Origin of the sequence: Paraglaciecola sp. T6c (assembly GCF_000014225.1) — a bacterium.
GTDB lineage: Bacteria > Pseudomonadota > Gammaproteobacteria > Enterobacterales > Alteromonadaceae > Paraglaciecola > Paraglaciecola atlantica_A.
In genome coordinates this window covers 511,722-526,361 of sequence record NC_008228.1, presented here as the reverse complement: position 1 = coordinate 526,361, position 14,640 = coordinate 511,722, and the positions used below count along the sequence as shown (strand labels likewise).

The following is a 14,640-nucleotide window of genomic DNA, read 5'->3' as shown; positions in this document are numbered from 1 at the left end:
AAAACCTATTCGTGATGAGTATTTTTGATGTTATTTTGTAAATGTAATCGCTTAAATAACTAACTGACGAAGTCACGTTTATTAGTTTAATTAACCGCTGTGTTTTCTCGTACTCTTTTGCAGAGATTCTGTGGATATGAATTTCCCACTTAATCTAACTCCGGAATTTTAACATTATCCCTACCGGTTCTGCCATGCCAAATGTGCTTAAGCACAATTTTTTTAGTGTATTTTATCGTCATTATCCGCTTCTTATCCACACAGAGCCACATTGCAACAAGTTGTTTACATTCATCATTGCGGAGCATGCGAATAACTCTTATTTGCATCTATTTCCTAGACATAAAAAAACCGCCTTATTGAGGCGGTTTTTTATACCAATATAGTAGACGATTAATCCCAATCGGCTAACGTATTTTGTTCTTTCTCGTAATCGACACCTTCGACATCAAAACCGAAAAGCTTTAAGAACTCATGATGATAACCGGCGTAATCACTTAGCTCATGAAAGTTTTCTTGTGTAACTTGGTCCCACAACGCTTTGATCTTAGCTTGCGTAGCCTCATTTGTTTCTTTGCCATCCATACGCAAACGGCCTTGCTCATCTAACGCGGGAGATTGTGCAAATAAACGTTCTGTGAACAAGCCTTTGATTTGTTCGATACACCCTTCGTGCGTGCCCTCTTCCTTCATCACCTTATAAATAAGAGAAATATACAAAGGCATAACAGGAATAGCTGAACTGGCTTGGGTAACAAGTGCTTTCAATGAAGATACATAGGCTTCAATGTGCTTTTCTTGGTTCTTGCTAACGATGGCTGCCGCTGCACGATCTAAATCTTCTTTCGCTTTGCCAATAGTTGCTTGCCCGTAAATCGGCCAAGTTAGCTCTTTGCCAATATAGGTATATGCTGTGGTTTTACAGCCATAGGCAAGTAGATCTGCTTCTGCCAAGGCATCTAACCATAACTCCCAATCTTCACCGCCCATGACTTTGATCGTTTGTGCAATTTCATCTTCATTGGCAGGTTCAAGAGAAATGTCATGGATTCGGTCTTTGTCCGTATCATAGGTTTTAGTGGTATAAGCTTGTCCCACAGGTTTCAAGGTAGACTTATATACTTCTCCCGTTTCGGGATCTGTGCGACGTGGAGACGCTAAACTGTATATCACCAAATCAACCTGACCCATCTCACGTTTGATGGTCTCAATTGCTTGCGCTTTTATCTCTTTAGAAAACGCATCGCCGTTTATGGTTTGGGCAAAAAGCCCTTTCTCTTTCGCTTCTTTATGAAAAGCAGCAGTATTATACCAACCTGCAGTTGCCGTTTTACGTTCACTCGGCGCCTTTTCAAAACAGACTCCCAGAGTGTTCGCGCCATAACCAAAAGCTGACACAATGCGTGAGGCCAACCCATAACCGGTTGAAGAACCAATCACTAATACATTTTTAGGTCCGCTTCCAAGGTCACCCTGAGAGGAGACATATTCGATTTGTTGAGCAACACTTGCTGCGCAACCTTCAGGGTGAGCATTTGTACAAATAAAGCCACGGATCTTTGGCTTAATAACCATATTCATTTTTCCTATAAAAAGAGCGGCGTACATTGTAAATGCCCAGAGTAATTAAACAACTCTGAGCAGATCGAACACCGATACATTAAGGGTGGTTATTTATTTTTCAGAACAAGCCATACCGCGTGGATCACGCCAGGCAGTACACCAAAAAGAGTAAGTAAAATATTCAAGAAAAAATGTGCGCTCAAGCCTACTTGGAGCAATGCCCCCAAAGGAGGTATAAAAATAGCCAAGATCAAATTAAGTGGATTGACTTTTTGCATAATAACGAACCTTATAATTTATTGTTTTAATGCGATATTGCGTAATAACCATACATGATCATTAAAAATTCGTCATATTTTCCATTATTTCACGCCTTTATGATTTAGAGCCACCAAGACAATTTGGTGAATCAGGCGATTGCTGCTGTAGCGTATTCCACTCTTCTTGGGTGTAAGTGTGAATAGCTAACGCATGAATATCATTAGCTAATTCATCGGCCAAAACTTGATTTACCGCACGGTGGCGACCAATTAAGCGCTTGCCGCCAAATTCATCGCTAACAATAACGACCTTGAAGTGGCTTTCAGAGCCCTCTGGAACATTGTGCATAAAGCTTTCATTCACGACCTCTAAATGAACTGGGGTGAATCCGGCTTGCAACTTACGCTCGATTGATTGTTGTATTGTCATTTTTTGCCCTTTGTCCGGCCTTGCCGAAGGAGTAAGTGAATTTCGTTAGCGACGCAAATTTGGTGTGACTAAACGAAATGTTAGATTAATACGTGGTGCCAGCGACTTTGTCGTTTTAGCTAAGCTGTGCAACCAATGTGTTTGGGAATTGCCAGCCATAATGAACAAACTGCCGTGCTCCAAAGGCAGCCTGTGTCTTTGCCCACTCGTTCGATGCTTCAAATCAAAATTTCGCACCTGCCCCAAACTCAACGAAGCAATAACTGGTCGAGTACCTAACTCAGGTTCGTCATCACTATGCCAAGCCATACTGTCCTGACCGTCACGATAACAATTAGCCAATACAGAGTTAAAAACGCTTTCACTGGCTTTTTCACACTGTACTTTCAGGGCATGTAATTCTTCGGTCCAAGGAATAGGTGGCAAATTGAGGCCTGAATACTGATAAAGCGCGTCCTCATCACCATACCATGCTTGCAAGCGCGGGATTTTAACCTGTTTACCGTACATTTTGATATCATCTTGTCGCCAAGCTAATGACTCAAGAAGCCGCTTGTAATAATTATCCGCTTCTTGACTGGACAAAAAATGTTGAAAATAGCGAAAGTCTCCGTCTGGCAAAGGCAGTATTTCAGCCTCATCAGAAGAACCTGACGGGAATAAACTAGATTGTTGCAAACCAACCTCGATATATAAGAATTAAATGAAAACAGAACTTACGCTTTTAGACCATAGCTACGAATTATTGAGATATCCTGCTGAAAATCAACATGTCAGCTGGCAAGCATGGGATTCAGCTGATGAATACTTGATGGAATACGTGGCGCAGAATATCACGGATCTTAATGGGCTCAATATCCATATATACAACGATGATTTCGGTGCGCTAGGCGTTTGGTTTGCTACAAATAACGCCCCCCTGTGGATAAGCGACTCTTTTGTCGCACATAAGGCTCTGGCCTTAAATCTTGAACGCAACCATCTCCCGATCGAAAATGTTAACGTCCAGAACAGTCTGTATAAAGCCAATCAAAAGGCTGATCTGGTGTTAATTAAAGTCCCTAAAACCCTCGCTTTATTAGAACAGCAACTCATTGATTTACAATCGTCAGTTACCCCTGAAACACGCATCATCGCAGCAGGCAAAGCCAATGCCATTCAAAAATCAACGTTGGCATTGTTTGAAAAGCACCTTGGGCTAACCACCACATCCTTAGCTAAGAAAAAGTCACGCTTGATATTTTGCCAATACGACGGCGTTAAGCAAAGTGTTAGCCCCTATCCTACAAAATGGAAAACCGACAACACACAATTTATAATGAGCAACCTTGCAAACGTTTTCTCCCGTCAACAGTTAGATATAGGCGCGCGGGTATTACTTGCCCATCTGCCAGATGCTAATCACAAGTGCATTGTCGATCTAGGTTGCGGTAACGGGGTGTTAGGCCTACATGTATTGCACAAATCACCGGGCGCTCACGTCATTTTTGTAGACGAGTCTTTTATGGCCATTGCTTCTGCAAAAATGAATATCGAGCAAAACATGCCAGACAAACTCGATCAGTGTAAGTTTATTGTGAGTAACTGTTTAGACGAGTGCCTATCATCAGGCGAAAATGAGGCGACAGTTGATATCGTTCTATGTAACCCCCCTTTTCATCAACAAAATACCATTACCGATCATATCGCCCTGCAAATGTTCAAAGACAGTAAGCGTATTCTTAAACATGCTGGGGAGTTGCGCGTTGTTGGCAATCGGCATTTAGATTATCCACAAACGATTAAGCGCCTTTTCGGTCACTACAAGGTACTTGCAAGTGACCGAAAATTCAGTATTTTGTCAGCAATTAAAAAGTAATTAGGAGGCCATTATGTTGCGCGCCCTGTGTATCAGCATTTTTATTATCAGTATATCTGCCGTTGCTAAGCCAAAGGACGATGGCAGCCAAATTCAAGCCGATAATTTTTATCCTAGGGTAAAAATTGAGACCTCCATGGGTGACATCACAGTTGAACTCGACCGCTCAAAAGCCCCTATCGCGGTAAATAACTTTTTACGTTACGTAGATAAACGCAGTTACGAAGACACTATTTTTCACCGAATAGTGGCTAATTTTGTAGTTCAAGGCGGAGGGTACGATGTAGATTTTGCCGAGAAGCCGTCGTTTCCAAATATAATCAATGAATCAGGCAATGGTTTGAAAAATGAAATGTACACCATTGCCATGGCACGCCAGAAAGACCCGCACTCTTCGAATAGGCAGTTTTTCTTTAATATGAATGACAACGTCAGTCTCGATCCAGGTCGTAACTGGGGCTATACCGTTTTTGGCTATGTAGTAGAAGGCACAGATATTCTCGATGCCATATCACTGGTCGAAACAGACTATGACACGACTTGGGGTTGGGCTGACGTACCTGTTGAGCCCGTACTGATTAAACGCGTAAGTGTGTTACCGCCCGTCTAACGCTTTTAAAAATAAGTGACTTGCTTCGCCTTGTGGTTCAAACCCAATTTGCTTCACAAGCGCGAAGCCAAGCTTATTTAGCAGTGCTATAGAGGGGTCGTTATCCAGTGCGGTCACCGCCGCGATTTGAGTTAATCCCAGTGCATCTTGTGCATGCTTCAATGTGGCTTTAGCAGCTTCATATCCGAAACCTTGACCATGAAACTCAGCGCAAAATGCAAAGCCAATATCTGGCCATTCCAATGTTTCCCTCTTCAACAAACCGCACATTCCCACAGGCACGTTATCCGCTGAACGTTCAACTAGGTTGAGACAATAGCCATGCTGCTCATACATGGTTAATGGTCCGGTTTGAATATAATGTTTGGCGTCATCCAGAGTGTGAATGTTTCTATCTCCTATGTACTTTATCCAGCTTGGTTCATTTACCAACCCCAGTATGAATTCCGCATCATCATCAGTTAACAGGCGCATGGTTAGCCTAGCGGTTCTCAGATGTGGGCACTTTACTGGCATGGGTTAGTTAGCCCTTAAAAGCAGCGAAATAAAATACTAGCGTGACAAGTAACATCAGCACGTAATGCATGGCGACTGTTGGACGAAGTGCAGATTTAACGTATTCAACTAGCAGCCCCATTCCCCCAGGCCGTGAAGATAACCAATAGCGGTTAAACTGCATGGGCGCAGCATCAGGGAGCATTAGCTCTGCATCTTGAGCTAGCATTAATTCAGTTTCTAACAGGCGTGTTTCTATGCGTCCTTGGAATGTCTTCCAAATGGCTTCTTGCACCCAAAAAAGTAGAATAATGGCAACAGCTAATATCTCAGTAGCAGCTAACAGTAACACCACCACCAAGGCCGTGCCGACTAATTTAATAGCCACAGCCACTTTTTCATAGCTATCATATTGATTTTGCAGAGTGATCCACTCTTGCTGATAGGCATTTCGGATATCATTGTGGGTAGGTTGCATAGCATTAAACTTAAGGAGGGGGCACGCAATTATAGGGTATGGACTTACTTATACCAACTCCAGTAAACAATTAACCCTTCAGCGAAAATTAATTGGAATTAGTATTAGATAGAAGCTATGCGCTATTCCGTGGATTCAGATCCTATACCAAACCCAAAAAAAGCCACCTGATTTTTACCTCGCTTCTTAGAGGTGTACATCATCTTATCCGCTTGTTGCATAAAATCCCCCAAAGGCTGCCCTACATATTGCGCATAACCAATGCTCACGGTGACTTTGTGGCTAGCGCGACCAAATTTTGTTCTATCAACTGATTGGCAAATACGATCTGCGATTTCCCGAGACTGCTCCGCGCATGCTTCTACTAACAAGATAACGAATTCGTCACCACCGTAACGACACACCACATCCCCTGCCCGTAACTGCTGAGCAATAAGCTGCGAAATTTCGATTAACACTTCGTCCCCAACCAAATGCCCGTCATTGTCGTTAATTTTTTTGAAATCATCCACATCGACAACTAATAGGCTCAATGGATGTTGATAACGCAAACTACGCGCGGTTTCCACTTCCAATTTATTGCTAAAATAGCGCCTATTATTTAACTTGGTCAGGGGATCTTGTACTGCCAACTCCCCCAATAAGCTGTTTTTTTCATGCAATTCCTGCAGCATTTCAAATTGATCGACGCGAGTGCGCTCAGCCAGACGCGCAATAAAAAAGGCAATCAACATGGTTGTAAAGCAAGTCAGAATCGGTGACGAAGCTTCCTCCAAAGGTAGCATTTTTAGCATACCTGCGCTAACAACAAGCCAACACGCAAACAACAAAGCATAAAGAAATATCAAATGCCCTTGAACCAACATCGCGATGACCATCATTCCCATAATGAAGGGGACAGGTCCATGGCCTTGCACGCTGGTGTATATCGAGAGCACCGTAGCGACAAAAGCGAGAAACGCAGGGTACATGAGCTCTAACAGCCCGGTCCGCCAAGAAATGTTGTTATTAGCTCGTGCAGATGGAAGCAAAAGTAAATTCACTAGGGCGTACAATACATTGCATAAATAAACCGCTAAATAAGGCATCATGTCAGGGCTATACGCCCCAGTCCCCAAACGAAGATGATGCAACAGATGCACACCAAAGCCGATTAAAGCGACGATAGAAAAATACCAAACGAGGGTTAAGTTACTTTTAATGGATGCTTGCTGGTAGGCTACAGCTAGATGCGCGGAGGGCTTGGGTACTATCTGCATATGAGTTCTGTTATACGTCTATACGGCTTCCTTTAAATAACTATAGTCGACATATACGGTTTTCGAGTGGGTGAAAGCAGAAATTTATGCATTCTGATAATTAAACGCCAGTACATGCTGAATATCTGACTTTTCTAATGCCAACATGACAAGTCTATCCACCCCAACGGCCACCCCTGAACAGTCTGGCAAGCCGGCATCAAGCGCATCTAAGAAGAGCTCATCGATAGGTACAGTAGATAAGCCTGCTGATTTTCGTTGTTGGTTGTCTCGCTCAAATCGTTGACGCTGCTCTGGGGCATTGGCCAATTCATGAAAGCCATTCGCCAGCTCTAATCCTTTATAGTAGAGCTCAAAACGCTCAGCGACGCGCTCATCTTGCACACTTACCCGCGCTAACGCGGCTTGACTTGCAGGAAAATCGAAAATAAAGCATGGGGATTTGTTAGCAATATGAGGCTCTACTTCGTGGCTAAACAGCAGCTGCAAAATAGTATCTTTGTCTTGCTCGTCTCGGCATATATGCTCGTATCCCAACTCACATCCCTTCGTTTGTAATGCCGACAATGGAGCGCTTAGAGGGTCAATAGCCAAATATTGGATAAAAGCGTCTTGATAACTCATACGCTTTGCAGGCAAGCAGCCCACCACAGATTGCATCAACTCATCAAGTTCATCCATTAACTGATTATGGTCAAACCCAGGGCGATACCACTCCAGCATAGTAAATTCGGGATTATGATGTTTGCCTGCCTCCTCATTGCGAAACGCTTTGGCAATTTGAAAGATCGCACCACTGCCGGCACATAATAGTCGCTTCATGGCATATTCTGGAGAGGTTTGCAGATACAAGGTTCGCTGCTGTGGTGACATAGGATCAACAAATTGCGTGTCAAACACGCGCATATGAACATCGCTGACTGTTGCATTACTAAGGCTGGGCGTTTCTACTTCCCACACATCTCGTTGTGCAAAAAACTGACGAATATTAGTGATGATAGCCGCTCTTTGCTTAAGTGTGGCCACGTCAGCAGTGGGTTGCCAACAAGGGCTGGGCTCAGGTTTCATACAAACTCCTTGAATAGCAGGCATAAAAAAAGCTCACATGAACGTGAGCTTTTCATCGATATCAGTTAATTACTTCTGTGCGCGTGATGCGTATTCGCCACTGCGCGTATCAACTTTAACCACTTCACCCGTTTGTACGAATAAAGGTACACGTACCACTGCGCCAGTGGTTAATGTAGCGGGTTTGCCGCCGGTGCCAGCCGTATCGCCTTTAAGACCTGGATCAGTTTCGGTGATTTCAAGTTCAACAAAGTTAGGAGGAGTCACAACAATCGGTGTACCATTCCACAAGGTAATCGTGCAGCTGTCATTTTCGACTAACCATTTAACTGAATCGCCAACGGCTTTATCGTCAGCTGCGATTTGCTCAAATGATTCATTATTCATAAAATGCCAGAATTCACCGTCGGTATACAAATATGACAATTCCATATCCATGACGTCCGCAGCTTCGAATGACTCACCTGATTTAAAGGTTTTTTCCAACGTTTTACCTGAGATAAGCTTCTTTAGCTTAACGCGGTTAAAGGCTTGGCCCTTACCTGGTTTAACGTATTCGTTCTCAAGAATGTTGCAAGGTTCGCCGTCGAGCATAATTTTAACGCCGCCTTTGAACTCATTAGTGCTGATATTAGCCATGCTTCCTCGTAATCAATTAACTGTGTAGAGTATCTAGTTGACACAAATAATACCTAAAAAACTCATTGCTGTAGAGAATAACTGGCAAAAAGAACTCTCGAGTGCATTTTCCGATCCTGTCGCTTTGCTCAAATACCTAGATTTAGATCCCACTGAGTTTATCGACGATATCGCTGCACGTCGCTTATTTCCTATGCGCGTGCCTCTCCCGTTCGCAGCGAGAATAAAAAAAGGTGACCCGAACGACGCACTTTTTAAGCAAGTATTTCCAAGCGAAAAAGAATTTCTAACAGACCTTAATTACGTACTGGACCCGCTACAAGAACAGCAAAATGAAAAACCTGGCGTATTACACAAGTATAAAAGTCGTGTACTCCTGCTAGTCCGCGGTGGTTGTGCCGTCAATTGCCGCTACTGTTTTCGTCGCCACTTCCCCTATTCCGATAACCACTTAAACAAACATGAGTGGCAAGAAACACTCGACTATATAAAGCAAGACAAAAACATTAACGAAGTCATTTATTCTGGCGGCGACCCTTTGATGGCCAAAGATGACTTTTTAGCATGGTTAACCGATGAAATAGCTGAAATAACGCATATCAAACGCATCAGAATTCACACTCGATTGCCTGTTGTTATCCCTGCTCGTATTACGCCCCAGCTGATAGAGTGGTTTACTAAAACCCGGCTCAAACCTGTGATGGTGCTGCACATTAACCACCCGCAAGAAATCGACTTCGCGTTACAAGAAGTATTGCAAGAATTAACAAAGGCGGGGGTAACCTTACTCAATCAAGGCGTACTGCTAAAAGACATTAATGACAGTGCGGATGTGCAGGTCGCGTTAAGTGAAAGACTATTTGATGCCGGTGTGATGCCTTATTACCTACACGTAATGGACAAAGTGCAAGGCGCCCAACATTTTGATCAAGACGACAAAATAGCGAAAGACATTATGGCAAAAATGATAAAACGCCTACCGGGATTTCTGGTGCCTAAACTCGTACGCGAGATAGGCGGCCAACCCGGTAAAACGCCAATTGATTTAAATCTTCATCCCTGATTAGGCAAACGTGTTAACCACTGAGCCTAAATTTGGATTTGATGAAGATGATGGTACGTCAGCTGCTGATTCCAGAAGCTGAAGCGTCGCTTGACCATCTCGTTCCTGCTGGGATTTAGCCATCTGTAACGATTTGATTTCTAGCGTCGCACCGGATGCTCCAGAGGCTGCGCCTCCTTGAATTTCCATACCAGAACCCCTATTGCTTGTAGCAAAGTTGAAAAGCAGGCAGAATCGCCCGCTCTTCGTCATTATCGGCAAGTTTGCCTAAAACTTTAACCTAACAACCAAATAAGCCAAATCTATGCAAACAATTATTGAAAAATTAACTGAAAATGCCCAGCTCATTTATCGCAAGTCCATTGATGCCGACGCAACCATTGCTAAGTTACAAAGTGCTGGCAAAGGTAAGTTTCAGGCTATTTTCCCTGAAGATGCAGGCTTTAATGCCAGCGGTCGGTTTTTTAAGCCCTATGTCGAAGAGTTAGCCATGGATATCGCCAGCTTAAGCCAACTCGACACAGAAGAACAAAAGCAAGCTTTGCCAAAGGTAGTAAAAAAAATAGAGTTGTTACATTCCACACTGAGCCAGTTTCAAGTCAGCATTAAAGACTAATTTAAGGCATACACGACCATGGGAATAACGACAGGATATTGGTACCTAGGGGCGGCCATTATGGCTGAGGTCATCGGTACCTTGGCACTTAAAGCTTCTGAGGGTTTTAATAACACCATCTCTAGTGCGGTATGTGTTATCGGCTACGCGACAGCGTTTTATTTTCTGTCTTTAGTGCTAAAAACTGTGCCTGTAGGGATTGCTTATGCGATTTGGGCAGGCATGGGCATAGTGTTGATTGCCCTTTTCAGCGCGATTTTCTATAAAGAGTTGCCCGACTTAGCGGCCATCGCTGGCATGAGCTTAATACTCTCCGGCGTTGTTATCATCAATGTATTTTCAAAAACAACGGGCCATTAACGAGTCAAATACCTACTGCACATCACCTAGCCGGTGGTAATCGACTCACCGGCAGCAACGAAATGCGTTGGTCAATCTCATCTAATAAACGTTTATATTCAGGGCTGTCCACTTGTTTGAACGTCTTCGTGAATTCAGATTTATTCAAGTTTTCAGGTAGTCCACTGGTATCAGGGAAAAATGAGCTCTCACTGGCATTTTCAGATAGCAAACGTTGCAACGCAAATGCCGTTTTTTCATCCGTCGCCACAAGCGCAAATTTCACACCTGCGTGGTCAGCTGCTAAATCGACAAAGCTATAACCACTGCCACCTGCGCCGCGATCCATCAACTCCTTAAATTCACCTATCGCTGCCGTCAAACCCTGTTCAGATAAAACTTTTATGGCGGCCGAGAAGATAAAATGCTGACTCAAGTCAGTCCTGTGCATAAGGGTCGGCATGTTGCGCGGTACTGCAACTCGCTTAGGTTTGGGCTGTATATCGCCGATAAAACTAGCAAATCGATGATGCCCAGCAAACGTGGCTAATGCCATTATCGCCGCTTCATTTTCTTCCGCCGCCGTTGCTTGGTTTGACCGACTCAATGCTTCAGCAAACAGTGGTTGAATAAACCGGGCCAATGATTGTGCAGTAGGTCGCTGTCCAACATCTAGTTCAGCGAGAAAACGTAAATAATGGGCAGTGGCGAGGCTCAAATCCGTTTCCTCACCAATATCGCGCTTGAGATCTTTTAAGTTTCGTAGAAAGGCATCTAACGGGCGCATAGCAATCACCATACTGCCTTGAAACATACGAATACTATCAATTTGCTGTACGAACTGACTTGCTATCGTGCTATTTGTCCACCAATCAGCCAACCAAACTAGAGTTGCCAATGTTTGTTTACCAGGCAGTACTATGCTGCCTAAGCGCACTTCATCTAATTGCAGCCCTTGACCGGGCAGTATGAGTGCACTGAAATTAACATAGCGACCGACTGGATTTGGCGGTAATTGATAACTCGCTGACAAGCTACTTGCAAGGGGGGTAATGTTAGCTTGACCATGAAATTGCGCCTTCGCGCGTTGTAAAAAACCCACCAAGCTGTTGAGTTGATTCTCAGTGAGAGGGATTTGCTGGTCGAGCGTGCGATCTCTCACGCTCTGTTTGATTTGTTCAATCAATTCTTTTACCGAGTCAGCATCGTCAACTTGCGTTGCGCTTGTCGCTACAACAAGGGGCTCATCTTCAACGCTGGCAATAAATAGCGCTACGCCTAAGCCAATCAGCAGTACCAATACAATCAGTAAATATTTAAAAAAACGCAGCAAATTAGGTCCTTGCGTACTAAAAAGATTGAAAACGGATGGTCGAGGCTAACAATTACACGTCTGCCATATTGCCTTTGCTTTCTAACCACGACTTTCTGTCACCAGCGCGTTTTTTGGCCAGTAACATATCCATGGTCTCTAACATTTCGGTAGGATCTTCTATGGTCAGTTGCACCAAACGTCGTGTGTTTGGATCCATGGTCGTTTCACGCAATTGAAGTGGGTTCATTTCTCCCAGACCTTTAAAGCGCTGCACGTTGACCTTACCGCGTTTTTTCTCGGCGGCAATGCGATCCAAAATGCCTTGTTTTTCACCTTCGTCCAGGGCGTAAAAAACTTCTTTTCCCACATCGATTCTAAACAACGGCGGCATAGCAACATAGGCATGGCCATTTTCCACTAGCGTTCTAAAGTGTTTAACGAACAAGGCGCACAACAACGTCGCGATGTGCAGTCCGTCGGAGTCAGCATCTGCAAGAATACAGACTTTGTTGTAACGCAGGCCGCTTAAGTCATCAGAGTCAGGATCAATACCCAGCGCAACGGAAATATCGTGTATTTCTTGAGATGCGAGCACCTGGGAAGAGTCAACTTCCCAGCTGTTCAAAATCTTACCACGCAGGGGCATAATCGCTTGAAACTCACGATCTCTCGCTTGCTTAGCAGAGCCACCAGCCGAATCACCTTCCACTAAGAACAATTCTGAGCGGCCAGTATCTTGGGTCGAACAATCGGTTAATTTGCCAGGTAATGCCGGGCCTTGAGTCACCTTTTTACGAGCGACCTTTTTACTCTGGCGTAAACGCGTTTGTGCATTGCTGATACACATTTCAGCCAATTGCTCAGCAATCGCGGTGTGTTGATTTAGCCATAAACTAAAGGCATCTTTGACTATGCCTGACACAAACGCAGCGGCCTGGCGTGATGACAAGCGCTCTTTAATTTGCCCGGCGAATTGCGGGTCTTGCATCTTGGTGGACAACACATAGCTACAGCGATCCCAAATATCTTCTGGGGTTAACTTAATGCCACGAGGCAATAAATTTCGGAATTCACAGAATTCGCGCATGGACTCAAGCAGACCTTGGCGTAATCCGTTCACATGCGTACCACCCTGTGCGGTAGGTATGAGGTTAACATAGCTTTCGGTGATCATTTCACCGCCCTCAGGCAACCAAATAACCGCCCAATCAACGGCTTCAGTGTTACCGCTTACTGCTCCCACAAAGGGGGCATCCGCTGGCAAGCTGATACTGTCGCCAACCGATTGATATAAATAATCTTTTAAACCGTCTTCAAAGTACCACTCGTGGGTTTCTTTGCTGACTTTGTCATCAAAGCGAATACGTAGACCAGGACACAGAACGGCTTTTGCTCGCAACACATGCAACAGCTTAGTCACAGAAAACTTAGCTGAATCAAAATACTGCTCGTCTGGCCAAAAATGAACCCGCGTACCGCTATTACGTTTACCGCAGGTATCCACCACTTTTAAGTCTTCAACCTTCTCGCCATTCTCAAACGCAATTTGGTATACACTGCCATCGCGGCGAATACTCACCTCAACCCGTTTAGATAAGGCATTTACGACCGAAATACCCACGCCGTGCAAACCACCAGAAAACTGATAGTTTTTATTCGAAAATTTACCACCGGCATGCAGTTTGGTCATAATTAATTCAACGCCTGATATGCCCTCTTCTGCGTGAATATCCACGGGCATACCACGACCATCATCGGTCACCTCTAATGATTGGTCAGGGTGCAGTACCACTTTAATTGAACTGGCAAAGCCTCCCAGGGCTTCATCCACACTGTTATCGATGACTTCTTGACTAAGGTGATTGGGACGCGTGGTGTCTGTGTACATACCAGGGCGACGTTTGACCGGGTCAAGGCCATTTAAAACTTCAATTGCATCTGCGTTATATTGATTAGACATAGTTCTTATTTTTGTTGTGGCCGTTGATAAAAATGACTAGGCGTTAGGTGAGAGCCAATACGCTCATGTTATACCAATCTTCAATTAGTCGTGCAGCAGAAACTGAAAAATATCAGCAAGGAAACGCTCATAACCCTGAAAACTGTGATCGCCGCCCTCTTCTATGGTTAATTTTGCGCCCATGTATTTCTGCTCTGCTTGACGGTAGTCTAAGGTTTCATCAGCAGTTTGCAATAACACCCAGTAGTTTTGAGGGCTTGCCAATGTTTTGGTATCAAAGGTGGTTAAATCTTGGGTATGGGATTCATCTAAGCTGAATCTTTTCTTAGTATAAGGGTTGATATGTTCCCCCAAGTAATCAGCTAATAGGTTGTAAGGCTGAACAGCAGGGTTAATCAGTACCGCTTTACCGCCATAACGTTCAAGCAGGTAACTTGAGAAATAACCGCCCATAGAGCTTCCAATAAAACCAAAATCTGCATTCGGGTGACGAGCAACCAGCTCATCTAACATTTTGGCGGCCGGTTTGGGGTGATTGTCCAACTGGGGAATATAAAACACGATATCTGGGTAATGCTCATCTACAAACGCTTTAGTCTGCTGAGCCTTCACAGATTGAGGTGAGCTTAAAAAACCGTGTAAATAAATTACAACCTGTTCTGGTTTACTGTCTGTCATGTATATTCC

General features: G+C 44.1%; 18 protein-coding genes. 5 read left to right on the top strand and 13 right to left on the bottom strand.

The window, feature by feature from the left end:
* Window positions 1–393: 393 nt before the first annotated feature.
* The 4 genes from fabV to PATL_RS02310 all read right to left on the bottom strand — a co-directional run bounded on the left by fabV (window position 394) and on the right by PATL_RS02310 (window position 2,931).
* On the bottom strand, window positions 394–1,575 hold the full coding sequence (gene fabV / locus PATL_RS02325) for an enoyl-ACP reductase FabV (protein WP_011573376.1): 1,182 nt from the start codon (window positions 1,573–1,575) through the stop codon (window positions 394–396).
* Between the two features lie 95 nt (window positions 1,576–1,670).
* Complete coding sequence (locus PATL_RS22315) at window positions 1,671–1,841, bottom strand: YqaE/Pmp3 family membrane protein (RefSeq protein WP_006992648.1); 171 nt, start codon at window positions 1,839–1,841, stop codon at window positions 1,671–1,673.
* Between the two features lie 97 nt (window positions 1,842–1,938).
* A complete protein-coding gene (gene bolA / locus PATL_RS02315; protein ID WP_011573375.1) occupies window positions 1,939–2,253 on the bottom strand; it encodes a transcriptional regulator BolA in 315 nt (104 codons plus the stop codon).
* A 45-nt stretch (window positions 2,254–2,298) separates the two neighbouring features.
* Entirely contained in the window at window positions 2,299–2,931 is a 633-nt protein-coding gene (locus PATL_RS02310; RefSeq protein WP_011573374.1) for an alpha-ketoglutarate-dependent dioxygenase AlkB family protein, read from the bottom strand.
* 25 nt (window positions 2,932–2,956) lie between these two features.
* Between PATL_RS02310 and PATL_RS02305 the strand changes: the two genes are divergently transcribed.
* The gene (locus PATL_RS02305) at window positions 2,957–4,111 is read left to right on the top strand and encodes a methyltransferase (RefSeq protein ID WP_011573373.1); all 1,155 of its coding nucleotides are present in this window, start codon (window positions 2,957–2,959) and stop codon (window positions 4,109–4,111) included.
* 13 nt (window positions 4,112–4,124) lie between these two features.
* Window positions 4,125–4,721, top strand: coding sequence for a peptidylprolyl isomerase (locus PATL_RS02300; RefSeq protein ID WP_011573372.1), 597 nt, complete (start codon window positions 4,125–4,127; stop codon window positions 4,719–4,721).
* Here the strand turns inward: PATL_RS02300 and PATL_RS02295 are convergent.
* The 5 genes from PATL_RS02295 to efp all read right to left on the bottom strand — a co-directional run bounded on the left by PATL_RS02295 (window position 4,707) and on the right by efp (window position 8,660).
* Complete coding sequence (locus tag PATL_RS02295; RefSeq protein ID WP_157043385.1) at window positions 4,707–5,195, bottom strand: GNAT family N-acetyltransferase; 489 nt, start codon at window positions 5,193–5,195, stop codon at window positions 4,707–4,709. The two genes, PATL_RS02300 and PATL_RS02295, sit on opposite strands and share 15 nt — an antisense overlap.
* Before the next feature lie 49 nt (window positions 5,196–5,244).
* Window positions 5,245–5,694 carry a hypothetical protein gene (locus tag PATL_RS02290; RefSeq protein ID WP_011573370.1) on the bottom strand — a complete coding sequence of 150 codons (450 nt, stop codon included), beginning with the start codon at window positions 5,692–5,694 and terminating at the stop codon, window positions 5,245–5,247.
* 122 nt (window positions 5,695–5,816) lie between these two features.
* Window positions 5,817–6,953 (bottom strand): GGDEF domain-containing protein, encoded by a 1,137-nt coding sequence (locus tag PATL_RS02285; protein ID WP_011573369.1) that lies wholly within the window; start codon window positions 6,951–6,953, stop codon window positions 5,817–5,819.
* 84 nt (window positions 6,954–7,037) lie between these two features.
* Window positions 7,038–8,021, bottom strand: coding sequence for an elongation factor P--(R)-beta-lysine ligase (epmA, locus tag PATL_RS02280; RefSeq protein WP_011573368.1), 984 nt, complete (start codon window positions 8,019–8,021; stop codon window positions 7,038–7,040).
* Between the two features lie 69 nt (window positions 8,022–8,090).
* Window positions 8,091–8,660, bottom strand: coding sequence for an elongation factor P (gene efp / locus PATL_RS02275; protein WP_006992639.1), 570 nt, complete (start codon window positions 8,658–8,660; stop codon window positions 8,091–8,093).
* Window positions 8,661–8,697: 37 nt separating this feature from the next.
* Here efp and epmB point away from each other — a divergent pair, with 37 nt between their 5' ends.
* Window positions 8,698–9,723, top strand: coding sequence for an EF-P beta-lysylation protein EpmB (gene epmB, locus PATL_RS02270; RefSeq protein ID WP_011573367.1), 1,026 nt, complete (start codon window positions 8,698–8,700; stop codon window positions 9,721–9,723).
* Here the strand turns inward: epmB and PATL_RS02265 are convergent, their stop codons facing one another.
* Window positions 9,724–9,912 (bottom strand): hypothetical protein, encoded by a 189-nt coding sequence (locus PATL_RS02265; protein WP_041713191.1) that lies wholly within the window; start codon window positions 9,910–9,912, stop codon window positions 9,724–9,726.
* A gap of 115 nt (window positions 9,913–10,027) precedes the next feature.
* On the opposite strand from PATL_RS02265, the gene PATL_RS02260 reads away from it, so the two are divergent.
* Together PATL_RS02260 and PATL_RS02255 are read left to right on the top strand one after the other, a co-directional pair.
* Window positions 10,028–10,339 (top strand): hypothetical protein, encoded by a 312-nt coding sequence (locus tag PATL_RS02260; protein WP_011573365.1) that lies wholly within the window; start codon window positions 10,028–10,030, stop codon window positions 10,337–10,339.
* 18 nt (window positions 10,340–10,357) lie between these two features.
* A complete protein-coding gene (locus PATL_RS02255; protein ID WP_011573364.1) occupies window positions 10,358–10,699 on the top strand; it encodes a DMT family transporter in 342 nt (113 codons plus the stop codon).
* A 22-nt stretch (window positions 10,700–10,721) separates the two neighbouring features.
* On the opposite strand, the gene PATL_RS02250 is transcribed toward PATL_RS02255, so the two are convergent.
* From PATL_RS02250 to PATL_RS02240, 3 genes are all read right to left on the bottom strand, one after another.
* Complete coding sequence (locus PATL_RS02250) at window positions 10,722–12,011, bottom strand: hypothetical protein (protein WP_011573363.1); 1,290 nt, start codon at window positions 12,009–12,011, stop codon at window positions 10,722–10,724.
* 52 nt (window positions 12,012–12,063) lie between these two features.
* Window positions 12,064–13,953 carry a DNA topoisomerase IV subunit B gene (gene parE, locus PATL_RS02245; RefSeq protein ID WP_011573362.1) on the bottom strand — a complete coding sequence of 630 codons (1,890 nt, stop codon included), beginning with the start codon at window positions 13,951–13,953 and terminating at the stop codon, window positions 12,064–12,066.
* An 84-nt stretch (window positions 13,954–14,037) separates the two neighbouring features.
* Entirely contained in the window at window positions 14,038–14,631 is a 594-nt protein-coding gene (locus PATL_RS02240) for a YqiA/YcfP family alpha/beta fold hydrolase (RefSeq protein ID WP_011573361.1), read from the bottom strand.
* Between the last annotated feature and the right edge of the window lie 9 nt (window positions 14,632–14,640).

Bases quoted from the DNA above. Each gene is read 5' to 3' on its own strand.
- fabV (WP_011573376.1), bottom strand. From the start codon at position 1,575: ATGGTTATTAAGCCAAAGATCCGTGGCTTTATTTGTACAAATGCTCAC.
- PATL_RS22315 (WP_006992648.1), bottom strand. From the start codon at position 1,841: ATGCAAAAAGTCAATCCACTTAATTTGATCTTGGCTATTTTTATACCT.
- bolA (WP_011573375.1), bottom strand. From the start codon at position 2,253: ATGACAATACAACAATCAATCGAGCGTAAGTTGCAAGCCGGATTCACC.
- PATL_RS02305 (WP_011573373.1), top strand. From the start codon at position 2,957: ATGAAAACAGAACTTACGCTTTTAGACCATAGCTACGAATTATTGAGA.
- PATL_RS02300 (WP_011573372.1), top strand. From the start codon at position 4,125: ATGTTGCGCGCCCTGTGTATCAGCATTTTTATTATCAGTATATCTGCC.
- PATL_RS02295 (WP_157043385.1), bottom strand. From the start codon at position 5,195: ATGCGCCTGTTAACTGATGATGATGCGGAATTCATACTGGGGTTGGTA.
- PATL_RS02290 (WP_011573370.1), bottom strand. From the start codon at position 5,694: ATGCAACCTACCCACAATGATATCCGAAATGCCTATCAGCAAGAGTGG.
- PATL_RS02285 (WP_011573369.1), bottom strand. From the start codon at position 6,953: ATGCAGATAGTACCCAAGCCCTCCGCGCATCTAGCTGTAGCCTACCAG.
- epmA (WP_011573368.1), bottom strand. From the start codon at position 8,021: ATGAAACCTGAGCCCAGCCCTTGTTGGCAACCCACTGCTGACGTGGCC.
- efp (WP_006992639.1), bottom strand. From the start codon at position 8,660: ATGGCTAATATCAGCACTAATGAGTTCAAAGGCGGCGTTAAAATTATG.
- PATL_RS02265 (WP_041713191.1), bottom strand. From the start codon at position 9,912: ATGGAAATTCAAGGAGGCGCAGCCTCTGGAGCATCCGGTGCGACGCTA.
- PATL_RS02260 (WP_011573365.1), top strand. From the start codon at position 10,028: ATGCAAACAATTATTGAAAAATTAACTGAAAATGCCCAGCTCATTTAT.
- PATL_RS02255 (WP_011573364.1), top strand. From the start codon at position 10,358: ATGGGAATAACGACAGGATATTGGTACCTAGGGGCGGCCATTATGGCT.
- parE (WP_011573362.1), bottom strand. From the start codon at position 13,953: ATGTCTAATCAATATAACGCAGATGCAATTGAAGTTTTAAATGGCCTT.
- PATL_RS02240 (WP_011573361.1), bottom strand. From the start codon at position 14,631: ATGACAGACAGTAAACCAGAACAGGTTGTAATTTATTTACACGGTTTT.